This window comes from Nesterenkonia sp. NBAIMH1 (assembly GCF_007922635.1).
Taxonomy (GTDB): domain Bacteria; phylum Actinomycetota; class Actinomycetes; order Actinomycetales; family Micrococcaceae; genus Nesterenkonia; species Nesterenkonia pannonica.
In genome coordinates this window covers 54,012-68,983 of the sequence record NZ_CP042335.1, presented here as the reverse complement: position 1 = coordinate 68,983, position 14,972 = coordinate 54,012, and the positions used below count along the sequence as shown (strand labels likewise).

Annotated in this window: 12 protein-coding genes; 7 read left to right on the top strand and 5 right to left on the bottom strand. The window is 64.3% G+C overall.

All coding sequences use genetic code 11. From position 1 onward, the window contains the following. Window positions 1–18: 18 nt before the first annotated feature. Window positions 19–1,008, bottom strand: a complete 990-nt coding sequence (locus tag FS388_RS00310; RefSeq protein WP_146338522.1) for an alpha/beta fold hydrolase — start codon at window positions 1,006–1,008, stop codon at window positions 19–21. Window positions 1,009–1,099: 91 nt separating this feature from the next. Between FS388_RS00310 and leuS the strand changes: the two genes are divergently transcribed. From leuS to FS388_RS00295, 3 genes are all read left to right on the top strand, one after another. Next, window positions 1,100–3,613, top strand: coding sequence for a leucine--tRNA ligase (leuS, locus tag FS388_RS00305; protein WP_246836234.1), 2,514 nt, complete (start codon window positions 1,100–1,102; stop codon window positions 3,611–3,613). A 117-nt stretch (window positions 3,614–3,730) separates the two neighbouring features. Further along, window positions 3,731–4,630 carry an ABC transporter ATP-binding protein gene (locus FS388_RS00300; protein WP_146338517.1) on the top strand — a complete coding sequence of 300 codons (900 nt, stop codon included), beginning with the start codon at window positions 3,731–3,733 and terminating at the stop codon, window positions 4,628–4,630. Beyond that, window positions 4,630–5,505, top strand: coding sequence for an ABC transporter permease (locus tag FS388_RS00295; RefSeq protein WP_246836233.1), 876 nt, complete (start codon window positions 4,630–4,632; stop codon window positions 5,503–5,505). Before FS388_RS00300 ends, FS388_RS00295 begins: the two co-directional genes overlap by 1 nt. Before the next feature lie 52 nt (window positions 5,506–5,557). On the opposite strand, the gene FS388_RS00290 is transcribed toward FS388_RS00295, so the two are convergent. The 4 genes from FS388_RS00290 to FS388_RS00275 are packed head-to-tail and all read right to left on the bottom strand — an operon-like array spanning window position 5,558 to window position 9,973. After that, the gene (locus FS388_RS00290; RefSeq protein ID WP_146338511.1) at window positions 5,558–6,760 is read right to left on the bottom strand and encodes a YbfB/YjiJ family MFS transporter; all 1,203 of its coding nucleotides are present in this window, start codon (window positions 6,758–6,760) and stop codon (window positions 5,558–5,560) included. 12 nt (window positions 6,761–6,772) lie between these two features. Then, window positions 6,773–7,528 (bottom strand): sulfite exporter TauE/SafE family protein, encoded by a 756-nt coding sequence (locus FS388_RS00285; protein WP_146338507.1) that lies wholly within the window; start codon window positions 7,526–7,528, stop codon window positions 6,773–6,775. Between the two features lie 37 nt (window positions 7,529–7,565). Next, window positions 7,566–8,570, bottom strand: a complete 1,005-nt coding sequence (locus FS388_RS00280; RefSeq protein WP_146338504.1) for an NAD(P)H-quinone oxidoreductase — start codon at window positions 8,568–8,570, stop codon at window positions 7,566–7,568. Window positions 8,571–8,578: 8 nt separating this feature from the next. Continuing rightward, on the bottom strand, window positions 8,579–9,973 hold the full coding sequence (locus tag FS388_RS00275; protein ID WP_146338501.1) for an MFS transporter: 1,395 nt from the start codon (window positions 9,971–9,973) through the stop codon (window positions 8,579–8,581). 263 nt (window positions 9,974–10,236) lie between these two features. Between FS388_RS00275 and FS388_RS00270 the strand changes: the two genes are divergently transcribed. The 4 genes from FS388_RS00270 (at window position 10,237) to FS388_RS00255 (ending at window position 14,953) form a co-directional block, all read left to right on the top strand. Beyond that, a complete protein-coding gene (locus FS388_RS00270) occupies window positions 10,237–11,808 on the top strand; it encodes a pyruvate carboxylase subunit B (RefSeq protein ID WP_371708422.1) in 1,572 nt (523 codons plus the stop codon). Beyond that, window positions 11,805–12,335, top strand: coding sequence for an acetyl-CoA carboxylase biotin carboxyl carrier protein (gene accB / locus FS388_RS00265; RefSeq protein WP_146338495.1), 531 nt, complete (start codon window positions 11,805–11,807; stop codon window positions 12,333–12,335). Before FS388_RS00270 ends, accB begins: the two co-directional genes overlap by 4 nt. Further along, window positions 12,325–13,683: an acetyl-CoA carboxylase biotin carboxylase subunit gene (accC, locus tag FS388_RS00260; RefSeq protein WP_146338492.1), complete on the top strand. Its 1,359-nt coding sequence runs from the start codon at window positions 12,325–12,327 to the stop codon at window positions 13,681–13,683. The genes accB and accC overlap by 11 nt, the downstream gene beginning before the upstream one ends. 73 nt (window positions 13,684–13,756) lie before the next feature. Next, window positions 13,757–14,953 carry a thiolase family protein gene (locus tag FS388_RS00255; RefSeq protein WP_146338489.1) on the top strand — a complete coding sequence of 399 codons (1,197 nt, stop codon included), beginning with the start codon at window positions 13,757–13,759 and terminating at the stop codon, window positions 14,951–14,953. Window positions 14,954–14,972: the final 19 nt, after the last annotated feature.

The window sequence follows — 14,972 nt, the reverse complement described above, 5'->3', positions numbered from 1 at the left end:
CATGCCTGCAGTCCTGTGTCAGAGCAGCTGCAGCGAGCGGGCGAAGCGTCGTACGGAGCGTCCCAGCTCAGCGGGCTTCTCGTAATGAATGAGGTGCCCCACTCCGCGCACCAGCTCGAGGTGACCTTGGGGGAGCGCATCTCGCAGCCGACGTCGCCCTTGAGGGGTGCCGAGGCTGTCCTCCGCTCCGGCAGCCAGCAGCACAGGCAGGCTCAGACCCTCGGCGAAGTCAGCGGCTGTGCTTCTGCTTGAGGCCCGGTAGGCGTCGAGGAGCGTCGCAATGTCGGAGTAGCCCCCGAAGAAGCGGCGGTGCTGATCACGCACGTATTCACGCAGGGCCGGGTCGCGGCTGCTGATGAGGGAGACATTGGTGATCTCCATGATCGTCCCGGATCGCAGCAGCGCGTGTCCTGCCCGTTCGGGCAGGATCCGGCTGAGCTGGTAGTAGGCCTCGACGGCCGCCGCTCCCACCATGGCGGGCCATCTGAAGATGGTCTCGCTCACGGGTGCGCTGAGGATGAGACCAGCCCAGGGAAGGTCAGTGTGTGCGGCGTGGGCCGCGGTGACGATGGTTCCGAACGAGTGGCCCAGCAGAAGATCCCCGGAGCCCAGGCGCAGTGCCTCACTCACGGCGGAGACATACGCCGCGTAGACCTCCAGGGTGTGCTCGACGCGACTGCCTGCGTCGTCTGTGACGGGGGGTGCGGCATTGAAGCCGGGCAGGTCAGGGACCATGAGCTCGAACTCGGGCAGCGCATCGGCCATGAGCTGAAGCCCGTGGTGATCGCCTCGAAAGCCGTGGATCATGAGCATCCGAGGTGCGGCTCTGCTCTGAGCACCGTCCGAGGCGTGTGCGAGCGGACCGGGAGCTGCGGGGAATCGCCATAGGTGCGCCTCGGCATGAAGCGTCCTGCCGTTCAGGCTGAGGGTGAGGCTGAGCTGCTCGGCGATGCCTTCACGGTGCGGGTATCCGGACCAGGCAGGGACATCTTGGACGGGACTCTTCACGTGTGCCAGCCTACGAGATCGCCGCAGGGGGCGCCGCCGCTTAGACTGGTCGGGTTCTGTTGTCCCCCAATCGATCGAAGGTGCCCGCACGGTGTCCGAAACTGCTGCAGACGTTCAGCCCGACGGCCAGAGGAAGAGCTACGACTTCCAGGAGATCGAAGCCCGCTGGCTGCCATTCTGGGATGAGGACGCAACGTTCGCCGTGGACCTGGAAGCCTCTTCCCGCCCCACCAAATATGTCTGCGACATGTTCCCGTATCCATCCGGGGACCTTCACATGGGGCACGCTGAGGCGTTTGCCATCGGCGACGTGCCGGCCCGCTATGCGCGGCTTCGAGGCTTCAACGTGCTGCACCCGATCGGCTGGGACTCCTTCGGCCTCCCGGCGGAGAATGCGGCGATCAAGAACAACGCCCACCCCGCCGAGTGGACCTACCGGAACATCGAGACTCAGGCGGCCAGCTTCAAGCGGTACGCGATCAGCGCGGACTGGTCGACTCGTCTGCACACCTCGGATGAGTCCTACTACCTATGGACCCAGTGGCTGTTTCTGAAGTTCTACGAGCAGGGGCTCGCCTACCGGAAAGACTCTCCGGTCAACTGGTGCCCCTCCTGCCAGACGGTCCTCGCCAACGAGCAGGTCATCGGTGAGGGAGTCTGTGAGCGGTGCAAGACACCCGTCACGAAGAAGGCGCTGAACCAGTGGTACTTCAAGATCACCGACTACGCCGACCGGCTCCTCGATGACATGGAGCAGCTGCAGGGCGCCTGGCCGGAGCGGGTGCTGGCGATGCAGCGCAACTGGATCGGCCGCTCCACCGGCGCGTCGGTCACCTACCGCATCGAAGCTGCTGAGGGCGCTGCGGAGACGAGCATCGACGTGTTCACCACACGTCCCGACACCCTGTACGGCGTGACGTTCATGGTGGTCGCCGCCGACGCCCAGCTCGCTCTGGACCTGGTCACCGAGGAGCATCATGATGAGCTTCACCGGTACCGCGACGGCCTGGGGAATGTGACCGAGATCGAGCGTCAGTCGGCCGACCGGGAACGGACGGGCGTCTTCCTCGGCAGGTACGCGACTCACCCGCTCACCGGTGAGCGGCTTCCCATCTGGGCTTCGGACTATGTGCTCGCCGACTACGGCACGGGTGCTGTGATGGGCGTGCCTGCCCACGATCAGCGTGACCTGGAGTTCGCCCGTGCCATGGGGCTTGAGGTCAGAGTCGTGCTGGACACCGGCGAAGAGGATCCCAGCGTCAGCGGCACGGCCACAGCTGGCGAGGGAACGCTCGTCAACTCCCCGGCGTGGGAGGGCCTGGCAAAGACGGAGGCCATTGCGAAGTCCATCGACGTGCTGTCCTCCGAGGGCACCGGCGAGGCGAAGGTCAATTACAGGCTGAGGGATTGGCTGCTGTCGCGCCAGCGCTTCTGGGGCGCGCCCATCCCGATCATTCACTGTGAGGCATGCGGCGAAGTCCCGGTTCCTGCCGAGCAGCTGCCCGTGCGTCTGCCCACCGACGTGCGCGGTGAGGAGCTTTCGCCGAAGGGGAAGTCGCCGCTGGCGGGTCTGGACGAGTGGGCCAATGTGGACTGTCCGGCATGCGGCGGCTCCGCGCGCAGGGACACCGACACCATGGACACCTTCGTGGACTCCTCCTGGTACTACATGCGGTATCTGGCGCCGAAGAACGACGAGGAGATCTTCAGCACCGAGACGGTGAACCGCTGGCTGCCGGTGGACCACTATGTCGGGGGAGTGGAGCACGCCATCCTCCACCTGCTGTATTCGCGCTTCTTCACCAAGGTTCTCTATGACATGGGCCTGGTGAACTTCACCGAGCCCTTCAAGTCGCTGATGAATCAGGGGCAGGTCCTCAACGGCGGCAAGGCGATGTCGAAGTCGCTCGGCAACGGGGTGGATCTGGCGGAGCAGCTCGACGCGTTCGGCGTCGACGCGGTCCGGCTCACCATGATCTTTGCCTCGCCTCCGGAGGACGACGTGGACTGGGCCGACGTGAGCCCATCGGGCTCCGCGAAGTTCCTCGCGCGTGCCTGGCGCATCGCACAGGAGGTCACCAGTGAGACTGGGGCTGACCCGGCCCAAGGCGCGGCCGGCCTGCGTGCGGTGACCCACCGGACGATCGCCGACGCTGAGCAGCTTCTTGAGGCCCAGCGCTACAACGTGGTGGTGGCGCGTCTGATGGAGCTGGTCAATGCGGTCCGCAAGGAGATCGACAGCGGAGCCGGCCCCGCAGACCCCGCCGTGCGGGAGGCTGCTGAGACGGCCGCTCAGATCCTGTCGCTGGTCGCTCCCTATACCGCGGAGGACATGTGGTCGATGCTGGGCCGGGAGGCGTCCGTGGCGAACTCGGCGTGGCCGGCCTATGACGAGTCCCTGCTGGTGGAGGACACCGTGACCGCTGTGGTGCAGGTCAAGGGCAAGCTGCGTGACCGCATGGAGGTCCCGGCCGACATCACGGCGGAGGAGCTCGAGGCCCAGGCGCTCGCGCTGCCGAAGATCCAGAGCTACGTCGAGGCGGACGGCGGTGTGCGCAAGGTCATCGTCCGCGCCCCGAAGCTGGTCAACGTCGTCACCGGCTGATCCAGCTGAGCCTCGACGTGGTTGACTGAGGCCTATTGCAGCACTCCAGCACTTCTGATCGGAGAGCACATGCAGCAGGTCTCGCGGTCTGGACCCCAAGACGCCCGGAATGACGGGATGGCCGTTCGTGTGAGAAATCTCAGACGGACCTACGGAACCTTCGCTGCCGTGGACGACCTGTCCTTCGAGGTGCCCACGGGGTCTGTCTTCGCCTTCCTCGGAGCCAACGGGGCGGGGAAGTCGACGACCATCGGGTGCATCACGACCACGCTGTCGCCGACGTCGGGGCAGATCGAGGTCGCTGGTCAGGACGTCGTCCGGCAGGCGCATCAGGTAAGAGGTGCCATCGGGACGGTCTTCCAGTCCTCCCTGCTGGATCCGCTGCTCACCGTGCAGGAGAACCTGGTCCTGCGAGCCGGCTTCTACGGGCTCTCCCGCGGCGAGAGCCGCCGCCGAGTCGGTGAGCTCTCCGAGCTGATCGGGTTGGAATCCTTCCTGGATCGTCGCTACGGCAGGCTGTCCGGCGGTCAGAAGCGTCGCGCGGATATCGCCCGGGCCCTAGCGCACGATCCGACCGTCATCTTCCTCGACGAGCCGACCGCCGGCCTGGACCCTCAGTCGCGGGAACAGATCTGGCTCGCTATCGGTGAACTGCAGCAGACACGCGGCACCACCGTGTTCCTGACCACCCATTACATGGAGGAGACCGAGCGCGCCGACAGGGTCTGCATCATCGATTCCGGACGGATCGTGGCCGAGGGCACCCCCGGAGAGCTCCGGGCCCAGCACTCAACTTCGCTGCTCACCGTTCGCACGGAGAAGCCCGAGAGCGTGCTGGCCCACTGCCGCGACCGCGCCGTCCAGCACTCCAGAGAGGGCGAAGACATCCTCATTCCCGTCGAGTCTTCGCGACAGGCCCTGGAGCTGCTGGGTCTCCTGGACATCGTGGACTTCGAATTCCGCCACGGAACCATGGATGACGTGTTCCTGGCCGTCACAGGCAGGAGCGAAGCCTGATGGATATCGTCCGCCTCACGGGCCGCAATCTGCGGCTGTTCTTCCGCGACCGTGCAGGGGTATTCTTCTCTCTGCTCTCGGCGCTTATCCTCATCGCCCTCTATGCCCTCTTCCTGGGTGGGCTCCAGGTGGAGAACCTTGAGGGGGCCTTCCCGAACGCGGACCTGGAGGACATCAGTTGGTTCGTCAACACTTGGGTCTTCGCGGGGATCACCATGATCACCACGCTCACCACGGCGCTGGCGGCGCTCAATGTGTTCGTCGACGATCGGGCCACAGATCGCTTCCGGGACTTCGTGGTGTCGCCGATCCGCCGCTCAAGCCTGATTCTGGGCTATCTGTCGGCCGCGTTCATCGTCTCCCTCTCTATGACCTCACTGATCATCGTCATCGGGCAGGGCTACCTGCTGACCCAGGGCCAGACGCCGATGGCGCCGCTCGAGCTTCTGACGCTGCTGGGGTACACCGTGCTCTCCGCGGCAGCCTTCTCTGCCCTGGCGGCCTTCGCGGTGACCTTCATACGCAGCACCGGAGCCTTCTCAGCACTGTCCACAGTCGTCGGCACCCTGATCGGTTTTCTGGCCGGGGCGTACATTCCAGTCGGCGCCTTGCCCGAGGGTGTGGTGCACGGCATGAACGCTCTGCCCTTCGCCCAGTCGGCCATGCTCATCAGACAGCCGTATACCGCCGGAGCTGTGGACGCTCTCACCGGTGGACAGCAGCAAGCCGTTGACGAGCTGCACGCCTTCTACGGGATCAGTGCTTACGTGGGAGACACTGAGATCATCAACCCCTTGGCCATTGGCGTGCTCGTGATGCTCCTCCTCGCCTTCGCGGCACTGGGTGCCTGGCGGCTCTCCGGGAAGATCAGGTGATTCAGAGGGTCGGCCGGGCAAGGCGAAGCTTCTGGCTCCGGCTGACCCGCTCCTACGCAGGGGCCCTGCTCTCGCTGAGAGGAGGGGACTTCCTCACGGTGAGGACCGCTGTGCAGGCCGCTGCCAGCAGCAGGACGGCTGCCCCCAGGACCAGGGCAGGGCCGTATCCGCCTCCGAGGACCGGAACCACGATGAGGGGTCCAAGCACCTGCCCCACGCTGTAGGCCGCGGTGAGGGTGGCGACTCCGCCGGGCACCCCCAGGTCCGCCGCGGCTGCCAGTGTGAGCGTGACGATGCCGACGAACGTGCCCCCGAAGAGGACCGCCGCAAGCACCGCAGCCCACGAGGATGCTGAGACCACCGGCAGTATGCTGGCCAGTGCCTGGAGCAGCAGGGCGCATGTGAGGAGCGCAGGCCTGGATGCGTGGCGGCTCATCCACGTCCACAGGACGACTGACGGGATCGCGGCCAGCCCAGCCAAGGTCCACACGCCGCCGCCGGAGAGCTCTGCCTGCGTGGAGCCCACCACAGCGACCAAGAAGGTGCCGAGAATGATGTAGCCCGCGCCTTCGAGGAAGTAGGAGAAGATCAGTAGGCCGGCCGGCAGCCGTCGGCGCCTCCTCTCAGCGGGTCGTGCTCGTCGTTTCGCTGCGGTGCCGCCCCGGGGGCCGAGGTCCCAGCCGACGAGGATCAGGGCCGCGGTCGCAAGGCCGGAGGCGATCCACGCAGCTCGCCAGTCGCCCACAGAGGTGACGGCGGCGACAAGGAGGCCGGATGCCGCGATTCCGACACCGATGCCGCCGTAGGCCCAGCCGACGGTGCGTCGGTCGCGCCGGGCCAGAGTGGTCAGGACGACGTTGCCCGCCACGATGAAGATCGCGGCGCTGCCTGCTCCGGCTGCGAAGCGCAGAGCGAGCCACAGCTCTGTCCGCTCCGCGAGGGGCATCAGGAGCATGGAAGCGATCAGCAGGAGGCCGCCGGCCTGCAGGGTGCGCCGGACCCGGCCCCAGCGCGGAACCAGCATTCCTATGACGGCGCCGACCAAGTAGCCCAGGTAGTTGGCCGTGGCCACCAGGCTCGCACTCTGCGCTGTGAGTGCCGTCTGCGACTCCATGAGGGGAAGGATCGGCGTGTAGGCGAATCGTCCCAGCCCCATCGCGGCGGCCAGAACAGCCGCCGCTTTGAGGGCGAATAGCCACACGTGAGGCGGGTTGTCAGGCGCTGACACCGCACGCACGCTTCTCTCGACACTCATCGACGAGCTGCACTACCAGATCGTCATCCGCACACCGGTTGCGAATGCAGCAGCGGCGCCGAGGACGGCCACAGCAATCACAGCCCGCGAGATCATTCGCTCGGGCACACGGCTCTGGGCGAATCGCCCCAGCTGCACGCCCACGAAGATTGCAGCCGCGGAGCTGACCCAGCCCCACCACGGCAGGTGCGGCAGCTGCCCGTCGTCGATCTGCCACTTCAGCAGAAAGGCCATGGCTGAGACGGCCATCCACAGAGGCTGAAGGGTCGCCACCATTCTCAGCAGCGGCCACCCGGAAAGCACCGTGTACACGGTCGTGGCAGGTGCGCCGACGCCGGCAATGGCCGTCCCGGCACCAGCTGCCGACCCTGCTGCGACCTGGAGCATGCGGCTGTCGAACCTGCGGCCCGAACGCCGAACTGCTGCGGATACAGCCAGCCCCAGGACGACTACCGCTCCTACCACCATGTACAGCACTCCTGAAGGGGTGGCGACGGTCAGCCACGCGGCGGCGGGCATGATGGCAAGCGCCGGCCACATCAGCCACAGCAGCTTCTTCCACTCCACGTAGCTGCGCAGCTGCCACCAGATGAGGGCCGGTGCGATCGTGCTCAGAAAGTTTACGAGCATGACGCCTTCATGCGGTGGCAGAAGGAGCACCATGAAAGGTGCCATGACCAAGCCGAAGCCGAAGCCGATGACTCTCTGCATGGCGCTGACGGCAAGGGTCAGCACAGCAACTGCTATGGGAAGAAGAGCGCTCTCCATCAAAAACGTGCCACCTGACGCGGTAGGGAAGGCCGTGTCAGGACGACACGTCGAGGAGTATCTTTCCTATGTGCGTGCTCGTCTCCATCTCATGGTGCGCCTGTGCCGCGTCCTCGAGGGGATAGCGGGAGTGGACGATCAGTCTCATCGGATCTGCTTGGTCTGGGCCGAACGCGTCCCAGAGGGCTTCTCTGGTCTGCCTGACAATGGTTGACTTGGCCTCGTCCGAGCGGCTGCGCAGCGATGTGGCGATGATGCGGCCCCGTTTGACGAGGAGCGCGCCCAGATCCACTTCGGCTCTGCGTCCGCCGATCAGTCCTATCACCACCAGCCTGCCGTCGGGAGCCAGTGCCCGCACGTTCTGCTCGAGGTATTTGGCGCCGACGACGTCGAGTATGACGTCCGCGCCCCGACCCTCGGTCGCTGATTTCACCTTCTCCACGAAGTCCTCGTCCCGGTAGTTGATCAGGACCTCGGCCCCGAGCTCTGCGCAGGCACGGAGCTTCTCCTGTGAGCCTGCGGTCACGATGACGCGCGCTCCCAAGGAGGAGGCAACCTGGATCGCAAGAGTGCCGATGCCGCTCGATCCGCCGTGTATCAGGACGGTTTCGCCGCGGCTGAGCCCAGCTTCCATGACCAGGTTGCTCCAGACCGTGCAGGCGACCTCAGGAAGCGCAGCCGCCTCAGGCAGCGACAGGCCTGCTGGAACGGGCAGGACGTGGTCGACGGGCACAGCCGCATACTCGGCGTAGCCGCCGCCTGTCAGGAGCGCGCAGACCTCGAGCCCGATGGGCAGCTCATCACTGTCGCAGCCGGGTCCGAGGGCGGCGATGCGCCCGCTGACTTCAAGACCGGGCAGTTCGCTGGCTCCCGGAGGCGGGGGATAGTTGCCCTGCCGCTGCATCACGTCGGCGCGGTTCACTCCCGCAGCGACCACCTGGATCAGAACCTCACGGTGCTGCGGCACGGGCCGTGGTGTGCGGGTCAGCTCCAAGCTGCCCCCGTCTCCGTTCTGCTCGGAGACGATTCTCATCGCTTTCATATCTTCCATCAGACGACCGCGGTTCCCTTCGTTTCGGGATCAGTGTTGAGATCCTTGGCAAACTCCGTGTCTCTCGTCTCCGGCCCGAGGAAAGCTCCGAGTGCGACGAGCAGTCCGCCGATGACGAGCAGAGGCAGGACGGTGAGCTCAAAGGGCATGAGGCTCTCGAGTCCCACCTGGTAGAAAGCGTAGAACGATGGGGGGATGACCGCGAGGCTGTATCCCAGTCCGAACCCGCTGGCTCGGACGCCGGTCTGGAAGCGCTCGTTCAGGTACGTGGTGGCAAGGCCCCAGAACCACACAACGATCCAGATCATGGCGCCGGCCAGAATCACAGTGCCGATGAAGGTGCTGGGAGGCGATGTGAGCAGCCAGTAGTAGAGGCCGGCGCCGGGAATCGCAGCACCGAGTCCTGAGACGATCAGGAATGGCCGTCGTCCGACGATCTGGCTCACCTTTCCCGCCACCATATAGCCGACGCCCAGGACGAGGAATGTCACAGACAGGAGCACGGTCACTTCCGTCGATGAGAGTCCCACGACGTTCTCCAAAGAGCTCGGGAGAATTGCGGTGACGGTGTTCAGCGTCAGCCAGAATCCGCTCATCATGATGAACACCTGGAGGAAGGCGACCAGGTTGCGGCGCGTTCCGAAGAGCTCCTTCAGCGGTGCTTTCGTCCCGCCGCCTCGTTTGAAGACCTCAGACTCGTCGACGTTGACGATGTACCACCACACGTAGACGATCGCGATGAGTCCTCCGATGATGAACGGAATTCTCCAGCCCCATTGCACATAGGGGGAGCCGAGCCCGTCTGCTGGTGCAATCTGGAGCATCAGGAGAGTCAGCAGGGAGATGGCGACGAACGCAAAGGGGAAGCCGAGCATGATGTATGCGCCCCAGGTTCCTCGCTTGTGGCGGGGGAGCCGCTCCATGGCGAGCGGGCTCGCGGAGGAATATGACGCGCCGACGAAGACGCCGTCTACGAGCCGAAGAATGATGAAGAGAACAACCGCTGCGATGCCCCAGGTGGCGTAGCCCGGCATGGCCGCCATGGCGAAGCTCATGACGCCGTAGCCGGAGACCGCGACGATGTTCACCTTCTTGCGCCCGATGCGGTCGGCATAGCGGCCGCCGATGAGCGCCCCGAGGGGACGTCCCAGCAGGGTCGAGACAAAGATGAGCGATGACACGATCGCGGCCTGGCTTGCCGGCATATGCGGCGAGAGGAAGTAGACCATGGCCGGGCCCAGGGCGACGACGGGAAGATAAATATCGTACATATCGATGAAGAACCCTGAGAAAGCGCCGTGTGCGGCTTTCTTCGCCTTGGGGTCGACCGGATCGCCTTGTTTTCGTGTGTGCGATCTGGCCTGATCGGTATTGCCAATGTGTGACTCAGACATAGTGTCTTTCCTCGGAGTATGAAATAAGGCGATCGAGTGAGCATCCCTGTAATACAGAGTGTCGCGAAGCGGAGGGAAGCATAGAGAGTGCCCTCGCTCGGGGGTTCCGGAGCTGCTGTGCATTCGATTGCACCGGATGAAAGCGACGCTCTCACTGTTCGCCAGAATGTGTCAAGAGTCACACTAGCCTGTGATCCACTTCACCATGATTCCTTGACGACAGCGTATGAGTACGATTTCATGGAGGTGAATACGTTTGCACGATGTCCCAACACAGTGGTTGGTCAGAAGTGAGGTCGAAGATGACGCAAGACACTCCTAGCATTGCCTCCGTGATGAGCGGCGGTGGGCGACCACCGAACAGCGAACGAGAAATAAAGATCATCGACACCACTTTGAGAGATGGTCACCAGAGTTTATGGGCTACTCGAATGAGGACCGAGCACATCGTCGACTTGGCAGCAGAATTCGATGCTGCAGGCTACGAACATGTGGACCTCATGGCTCCGATTCAGTTCGATGTCGCCGTTCGCTATCTCCAGGAGGATCCCTGGGAGCGCGTGCGAAAAGCCCATGAGCTGGCCCCGAACACGAAGTTTCGAGCGCTGATCCGGTCCAAGAACATTGCGGCATTCGACTTCCTGCCCGATGATGTCATCACCGCCTGGGTCGAACGTCTCTACGCCAACGGATTCCGGGTCATCGGCTCGTTCGACGGCCTCAATGATGTGGACAACATTGCGCCGGGACTGCGACGCGCCAAGGAGCTCGGCGCAGAGACCTTCGGTGCCGTGTCCTTCAGCGAAAGCCCCGTTCACACCGATGAGCTGTTCGTCTCCAAGGCGCAGGAGCTCATTGAGAAGGCCGACGTCGACCGAATTATGCTCAAGGACGCTGGAGGGCTCCTGACGCCCGAACGCATTCGGTCCCTTGTCCCCGCCCTGAAGGCAGTCATGGGCGAGCGTCCGCTGGAAGTCCACACGCACTCGCTCACTGGGCTCGCTCCTCTGGTGTGCCTGGAGGCCGCAGAGGCAGGTGCAGATTCCCTGCACCTGTCCGTGGCGCCCTTGGCTGCGGGCAACGGCCAGCCTTCTGTGCAGAACGTCACGCGGGATCTTCGCGCCCTGGGCTACAGAGTCAACGTGGATGACGCAGCCGTCAGCCGCATCAGCGACACACTGCGGTCGATTGCTGAGGCTGAGGGCAAGCCCGTCGGGGAGCCCGTTGAGTACAACGGCATGCACTTCATGCACCAAACACCGGGCGGAATGCTGTCCAACTTCCGTTCGCAGCTGGCGACCGCCGGCCTGGAGGACAGGTACGAGGAGCTGCTGATCGAAATTGCCCGGGTGCGGGCCGAGCTGGCCTATCCGATCATGATCACCCCCTTCGCCCAGTTCGTAGGAACCCAGGCGGCTATGAATGTGGCCAGCGGTGAGCGGTACAAGATGGTCCCCAACGAGATCAAGAAGTACGCGCTGGGCTACTACGGCAAGCTGCTCACCGATATCGATCCCGAGATCCACCGGAAGATCGTGGAGAACGGCGCCTCGGACATTCCCCTCGAGCCTTCGGAGCCTCAGCCGATGCTCGATGCGATCGCTGGCCGCTTCCCGGAAGAGTCCACAGATCTGCATCTGCTGCGGGCGATGTTTGCGGGAAGCCAGGTCGACGACATGAAGGCCGCTGTGGCCGAGGGTCGCAGCGGCGAACAGGCTCCAATGCCGCTTCTGGACCTGGTGGAGACCCTGAACGAAAGCGCCAAACCCGGAGTGAATCGCCTCGCTGCCGGGGACTTGAAAATAACGATCCTCAAAGGAGAGAACCACGCATGACTCTGGAAAAGCCTGACATCAAAGAGCTGAAGGCGCTCGTGGAGTGGATGAACACCGCCTCTGACGTGCGCGAACTGTCCGTCAAGTACGGCGACGTCGAGCTCTTCGTCTCACGCAACGAGAACAGCGGCCATGGGTCTGCGCCCGATGCCCAGGCCGCGGCCCCATCAGCACCGGCGGCGAGCTCGACGGCCAACCAGGCCCCTCCCGCTGCCGCACCCACGGAGGATGCTGGGCCGGCCTCCGCCCCACCGGCACCGGCGTCGACCGAGCGAGGTGCGGACGAGGTGACGGTCACAGCACCCATGGTCGGCACGTTCTATGAGGCTCCGAGCCCAGGAGCTGAGCCGTTCGTGAAGGTCGGCGATCGAGTGTCCGCTGATTCGGTGCTGTGCATCCTTGAAGTCATGAAGCTGATGAACAACGTGGAAGCCGGGGTCGAGGGAGTCGTTTCGGAGATCCTCGTGGAGAACAACCAGGCGGTCGAGTTCGGTCAGCCCCTGGTGGTGATCACGCGTGACTCATAAGCAGCTCAGCAGCGTACTGATCGCAAATCGCGGGGAGATCGCCCTGCGCATCGTTCGGGCCTGTCAGGAGCTCGGCGTGACCAGCGTCGTTGCATACTCCGAAGCCGATCGGGACACGCTTGCCGTGAAGCTCGCGGACAAGGCCGTCTGCATCGGGCCCGCCAGCTCGGCGAAGAGCTATCAGGACCCCCGTGCCATCATCAGTGCGGCGCTGGCCTACAAAGTCGATGCCATCCACCCCGGATACGGCTTTCTGTCCGAGAAGCCGGATTTCGTCGAAATGTGCGAGGCCGAGGGTGTGGGCTTTGTGGGACCTGCCGCAAGCATCATCCGCAGCATGGGCGACAAGATCGAAGCCAAGAAGATTGCCCGCAGGGCAGGCGTCCCTGTTGTTCCGGGCTCCGACGGTGCCATCGATGACTATGATCAGGCCGTAGCGGTCGCCCGGGACGTCGGGTATCCGCTCCTGATCAAGGCGTCCGCCGGAGGCGGCGGACGAGGCATGCGCGTTGTCGAGTCTGCTGAGACGCTCGAGAGCGATCTCGCTCAGATCATGTCGGAGGCGGAGACTGCCTTCGGGGATCGTTCCGTCTATCTCGAGCGGTACCTCACTGATATCCGTCACATCGAGATTCAGGTGATGTCGGACGGTGATTCGACGGTTCATTTCGGCGAGCGTGACTGCACCGCGCAGCGGCGCAATCAGAAGCTGGTGGAGGAGGCCCCTTCCCCGGTCCTTGATCCGCAGCTGAGGGAGCAGCTGGCAGCGGCCTCGGTGGCCCTGTGCCGGGAGGTCGCCTACAGGAACGCGGGAACAGTTGAGTTCGTCTTCGACAACATAGAGCGCCAATTTTATTTCATCGAAATGAATACGCGGATCCAGGTCGAGCACCCCGTTTCGGAGATGGTCTCCGGCATCGATCTCATCAAGCTTCAGCTGGAGATCGCTGCAGGAAACCCGCTGCCGTTCGCCCAGGAGGACATCAGCATCCGAGGCCATGCCATCGAATGCCGCATCAATGCTGAGGATCCTGCTGAAGGCTTCAGGCCCAGCCCTGGACGGATTGAGACCTTCCGGGCGCCCGGCGGCTTCGGGGTTCGTCTGGATTCGCATGTGGAGAGCGGGTACACGATTCCCCCCTTCTACGATTCGATGATCGGGAAGCTGATCGTGTGGGGAAACGACCGCGACGAAGCGATATCTCGGGCGCTTCGGGCCCTGAACGAGATGCACGTCGAAGGCATTACGACCACCGCAGCTCTGCACGCTGCGATCCTCGACAGTGAGGTCTTCCGCAGCGGCAGGTTCAATACGGCATTTGTGGCTGACTTCCTCAGCAGCGAATAGAGAAAGCTCGCTGGGACGAATGCTCTGAGGCAACGACAAGCAGTTCGACGACGATGAAGGAGGAGCGCTCCAGATGACTGAGGCGTTTGTGTTCGACGGTGTGCGCACCCCCTTCGGCAAGATGGGCGGGGCCCTGTCGGGGGTGCGTCCGGATGACCTCGCGGAGCTGGTGATCAGCACTCTGGTCAGCCGCGCGCCCGGCATCAGCGCCGGAACGTCCGGAGAAGTCGTCGGCGAGGTGATCTTCGGCAACGCCAACGGCGCAGGCGAGGAGAACCGCAATGTCGCTCGCATGGCCTGGCTGTTGGCCGGGGGTTCGATGTCGGTTCCGGCCAGTACGGTGAATCGTCTGTGCGGCTCCTCCCTCGACGCAGCGATCCAAGCGGCCCGCCAGGTGAAGCTCGACGAGAGTGAGGCTGTGCTGGTGGGGGGTGTGGAGTCGATGTCTCGGGCGCCGTGGGTGCTGCCGAAGACGGAGAGGCCCTTCCCCATGAAGAACCTTGAGCTGACCAACACTTCCTTGGGCTGGCGTCTCATCAACTCTCGAATGCCTGCGGAGTGGACGGTCTCGTTGGGTGAGGCCACCGAGCAGCTTCGGGAGAAGTACGGGATCGTCCGAGAGGACATGGACGAGTTCGCAGCGGCGTCTCACCGGCTGGCAGCTCAGGCTTGGGAGGACGGGCACTATGACGAGCTCACCGTTCAGGTCCCTGGTGCTGACCTGACCCAGGACGAGACGATCCGCTCGGATACCACGCCGGAGGCGCTGGCCGGGCTGAAGACCGTCTTCCGCAAGGAGGACGGCACGGTGACGGCCGGAAACGCCTCTCCCATGAATGACGGCGCCTCGGCTGCGTGGATCGGATCGGAGGCCGGCGGTGAGAAGCTGGGCCTGAAGCCAAAGGCTCGCATCGCCGGCTGGGGCGCGGCTGCCAATGAGCCCCAGTACTTCGGCTATGCGCCTGTCGAGGCCTCGAACAGGGCTCTCGAGCATGCTGGCATCACCTGGGCGGACGTCGAGGCGGTAGACCTCAACGAGGCGTTCGCCGCGCAGTCGCTGGCCTGCATCAGGGCCTGGGACATCGACCCCACCATCGTCAACGCGTGGGGCGGCGCCATCGCTGTGGGCCACCCGCTGGGCGCTTCCGGCGTGCGCTGCCTGTCTACCCTGGCTGCCCGGATGCAGCACACCGGAGCGCGTTGGGGGGTAGCCACTCTCTGCATCGGTGTGGGGCAGGGATTGGCCATAGTCCTCGAGAACACCAACTGACAATTCGGGAGTGCGTGAC

Coding starts and splice junctions, on each gene's coding strand:
- accB (WP_146338495.1), top strand. CDS start 11,805: ATGACTCTGGAAAAGCCTGACATCAAAGAGCTGAAGGCGCTCGTGGAG.
- FS388_RS00255 (WP_146338489.1), top strand. CDS start 13,757: ATGACTGAGGCGTTTGTGTTCGACGGTGTGCGCACCCCCTTCGGCAAG.
- FS388_RS00285 (WP_146338507.1), bottom strand. CDS start 7,528: ATGGAGAGCGCTCTTCTTCCCATAGCAGTTGCTGTGCTGACCCTTGCC.
- FS388_RS00300 (WP_146338517.1), top strand. CDS start 3,731: ATGGCCGTTCGTGTGAGAAATCTCAGACGGACCTACGGAACCTTCGCT.
- FS388_RS00295 (WP_246836233.1), top strand. CDS start 4,630: ATGGATATCGTCCGCCTCACGGGCCGCAATCTGCGGCTGTTCTTCCGC.
- FS388_RS00280 (WP_146338504.1), bottom strand. CDS start 8,570: ATGAAAGCGATGAGAATCGTCTCCGAGCAGAACGGAGACGGGGGCAGC.
- FS388_RS00275 (WP_146338501.1), bottom strand. CDS start 9,973: ATGTCTGAGTCACACATTGGCAATACCGATCAGGCCAGATCGCACACA.
- FS388_RS00270 (WP_371708422.1), top strand. CDS start 10,237: ATGTCCCAACACAGTGGTTGGTCAGAAGTGAGGTCGAAGATGACGCAA.
- FS388_RS00290 (WP_146338511.1), bottom strand. CDS start 6,760: ATGAGTGTCGAGAGAAGCGTGCGTGCGGTGTCAGCGCCTGACAACCCG.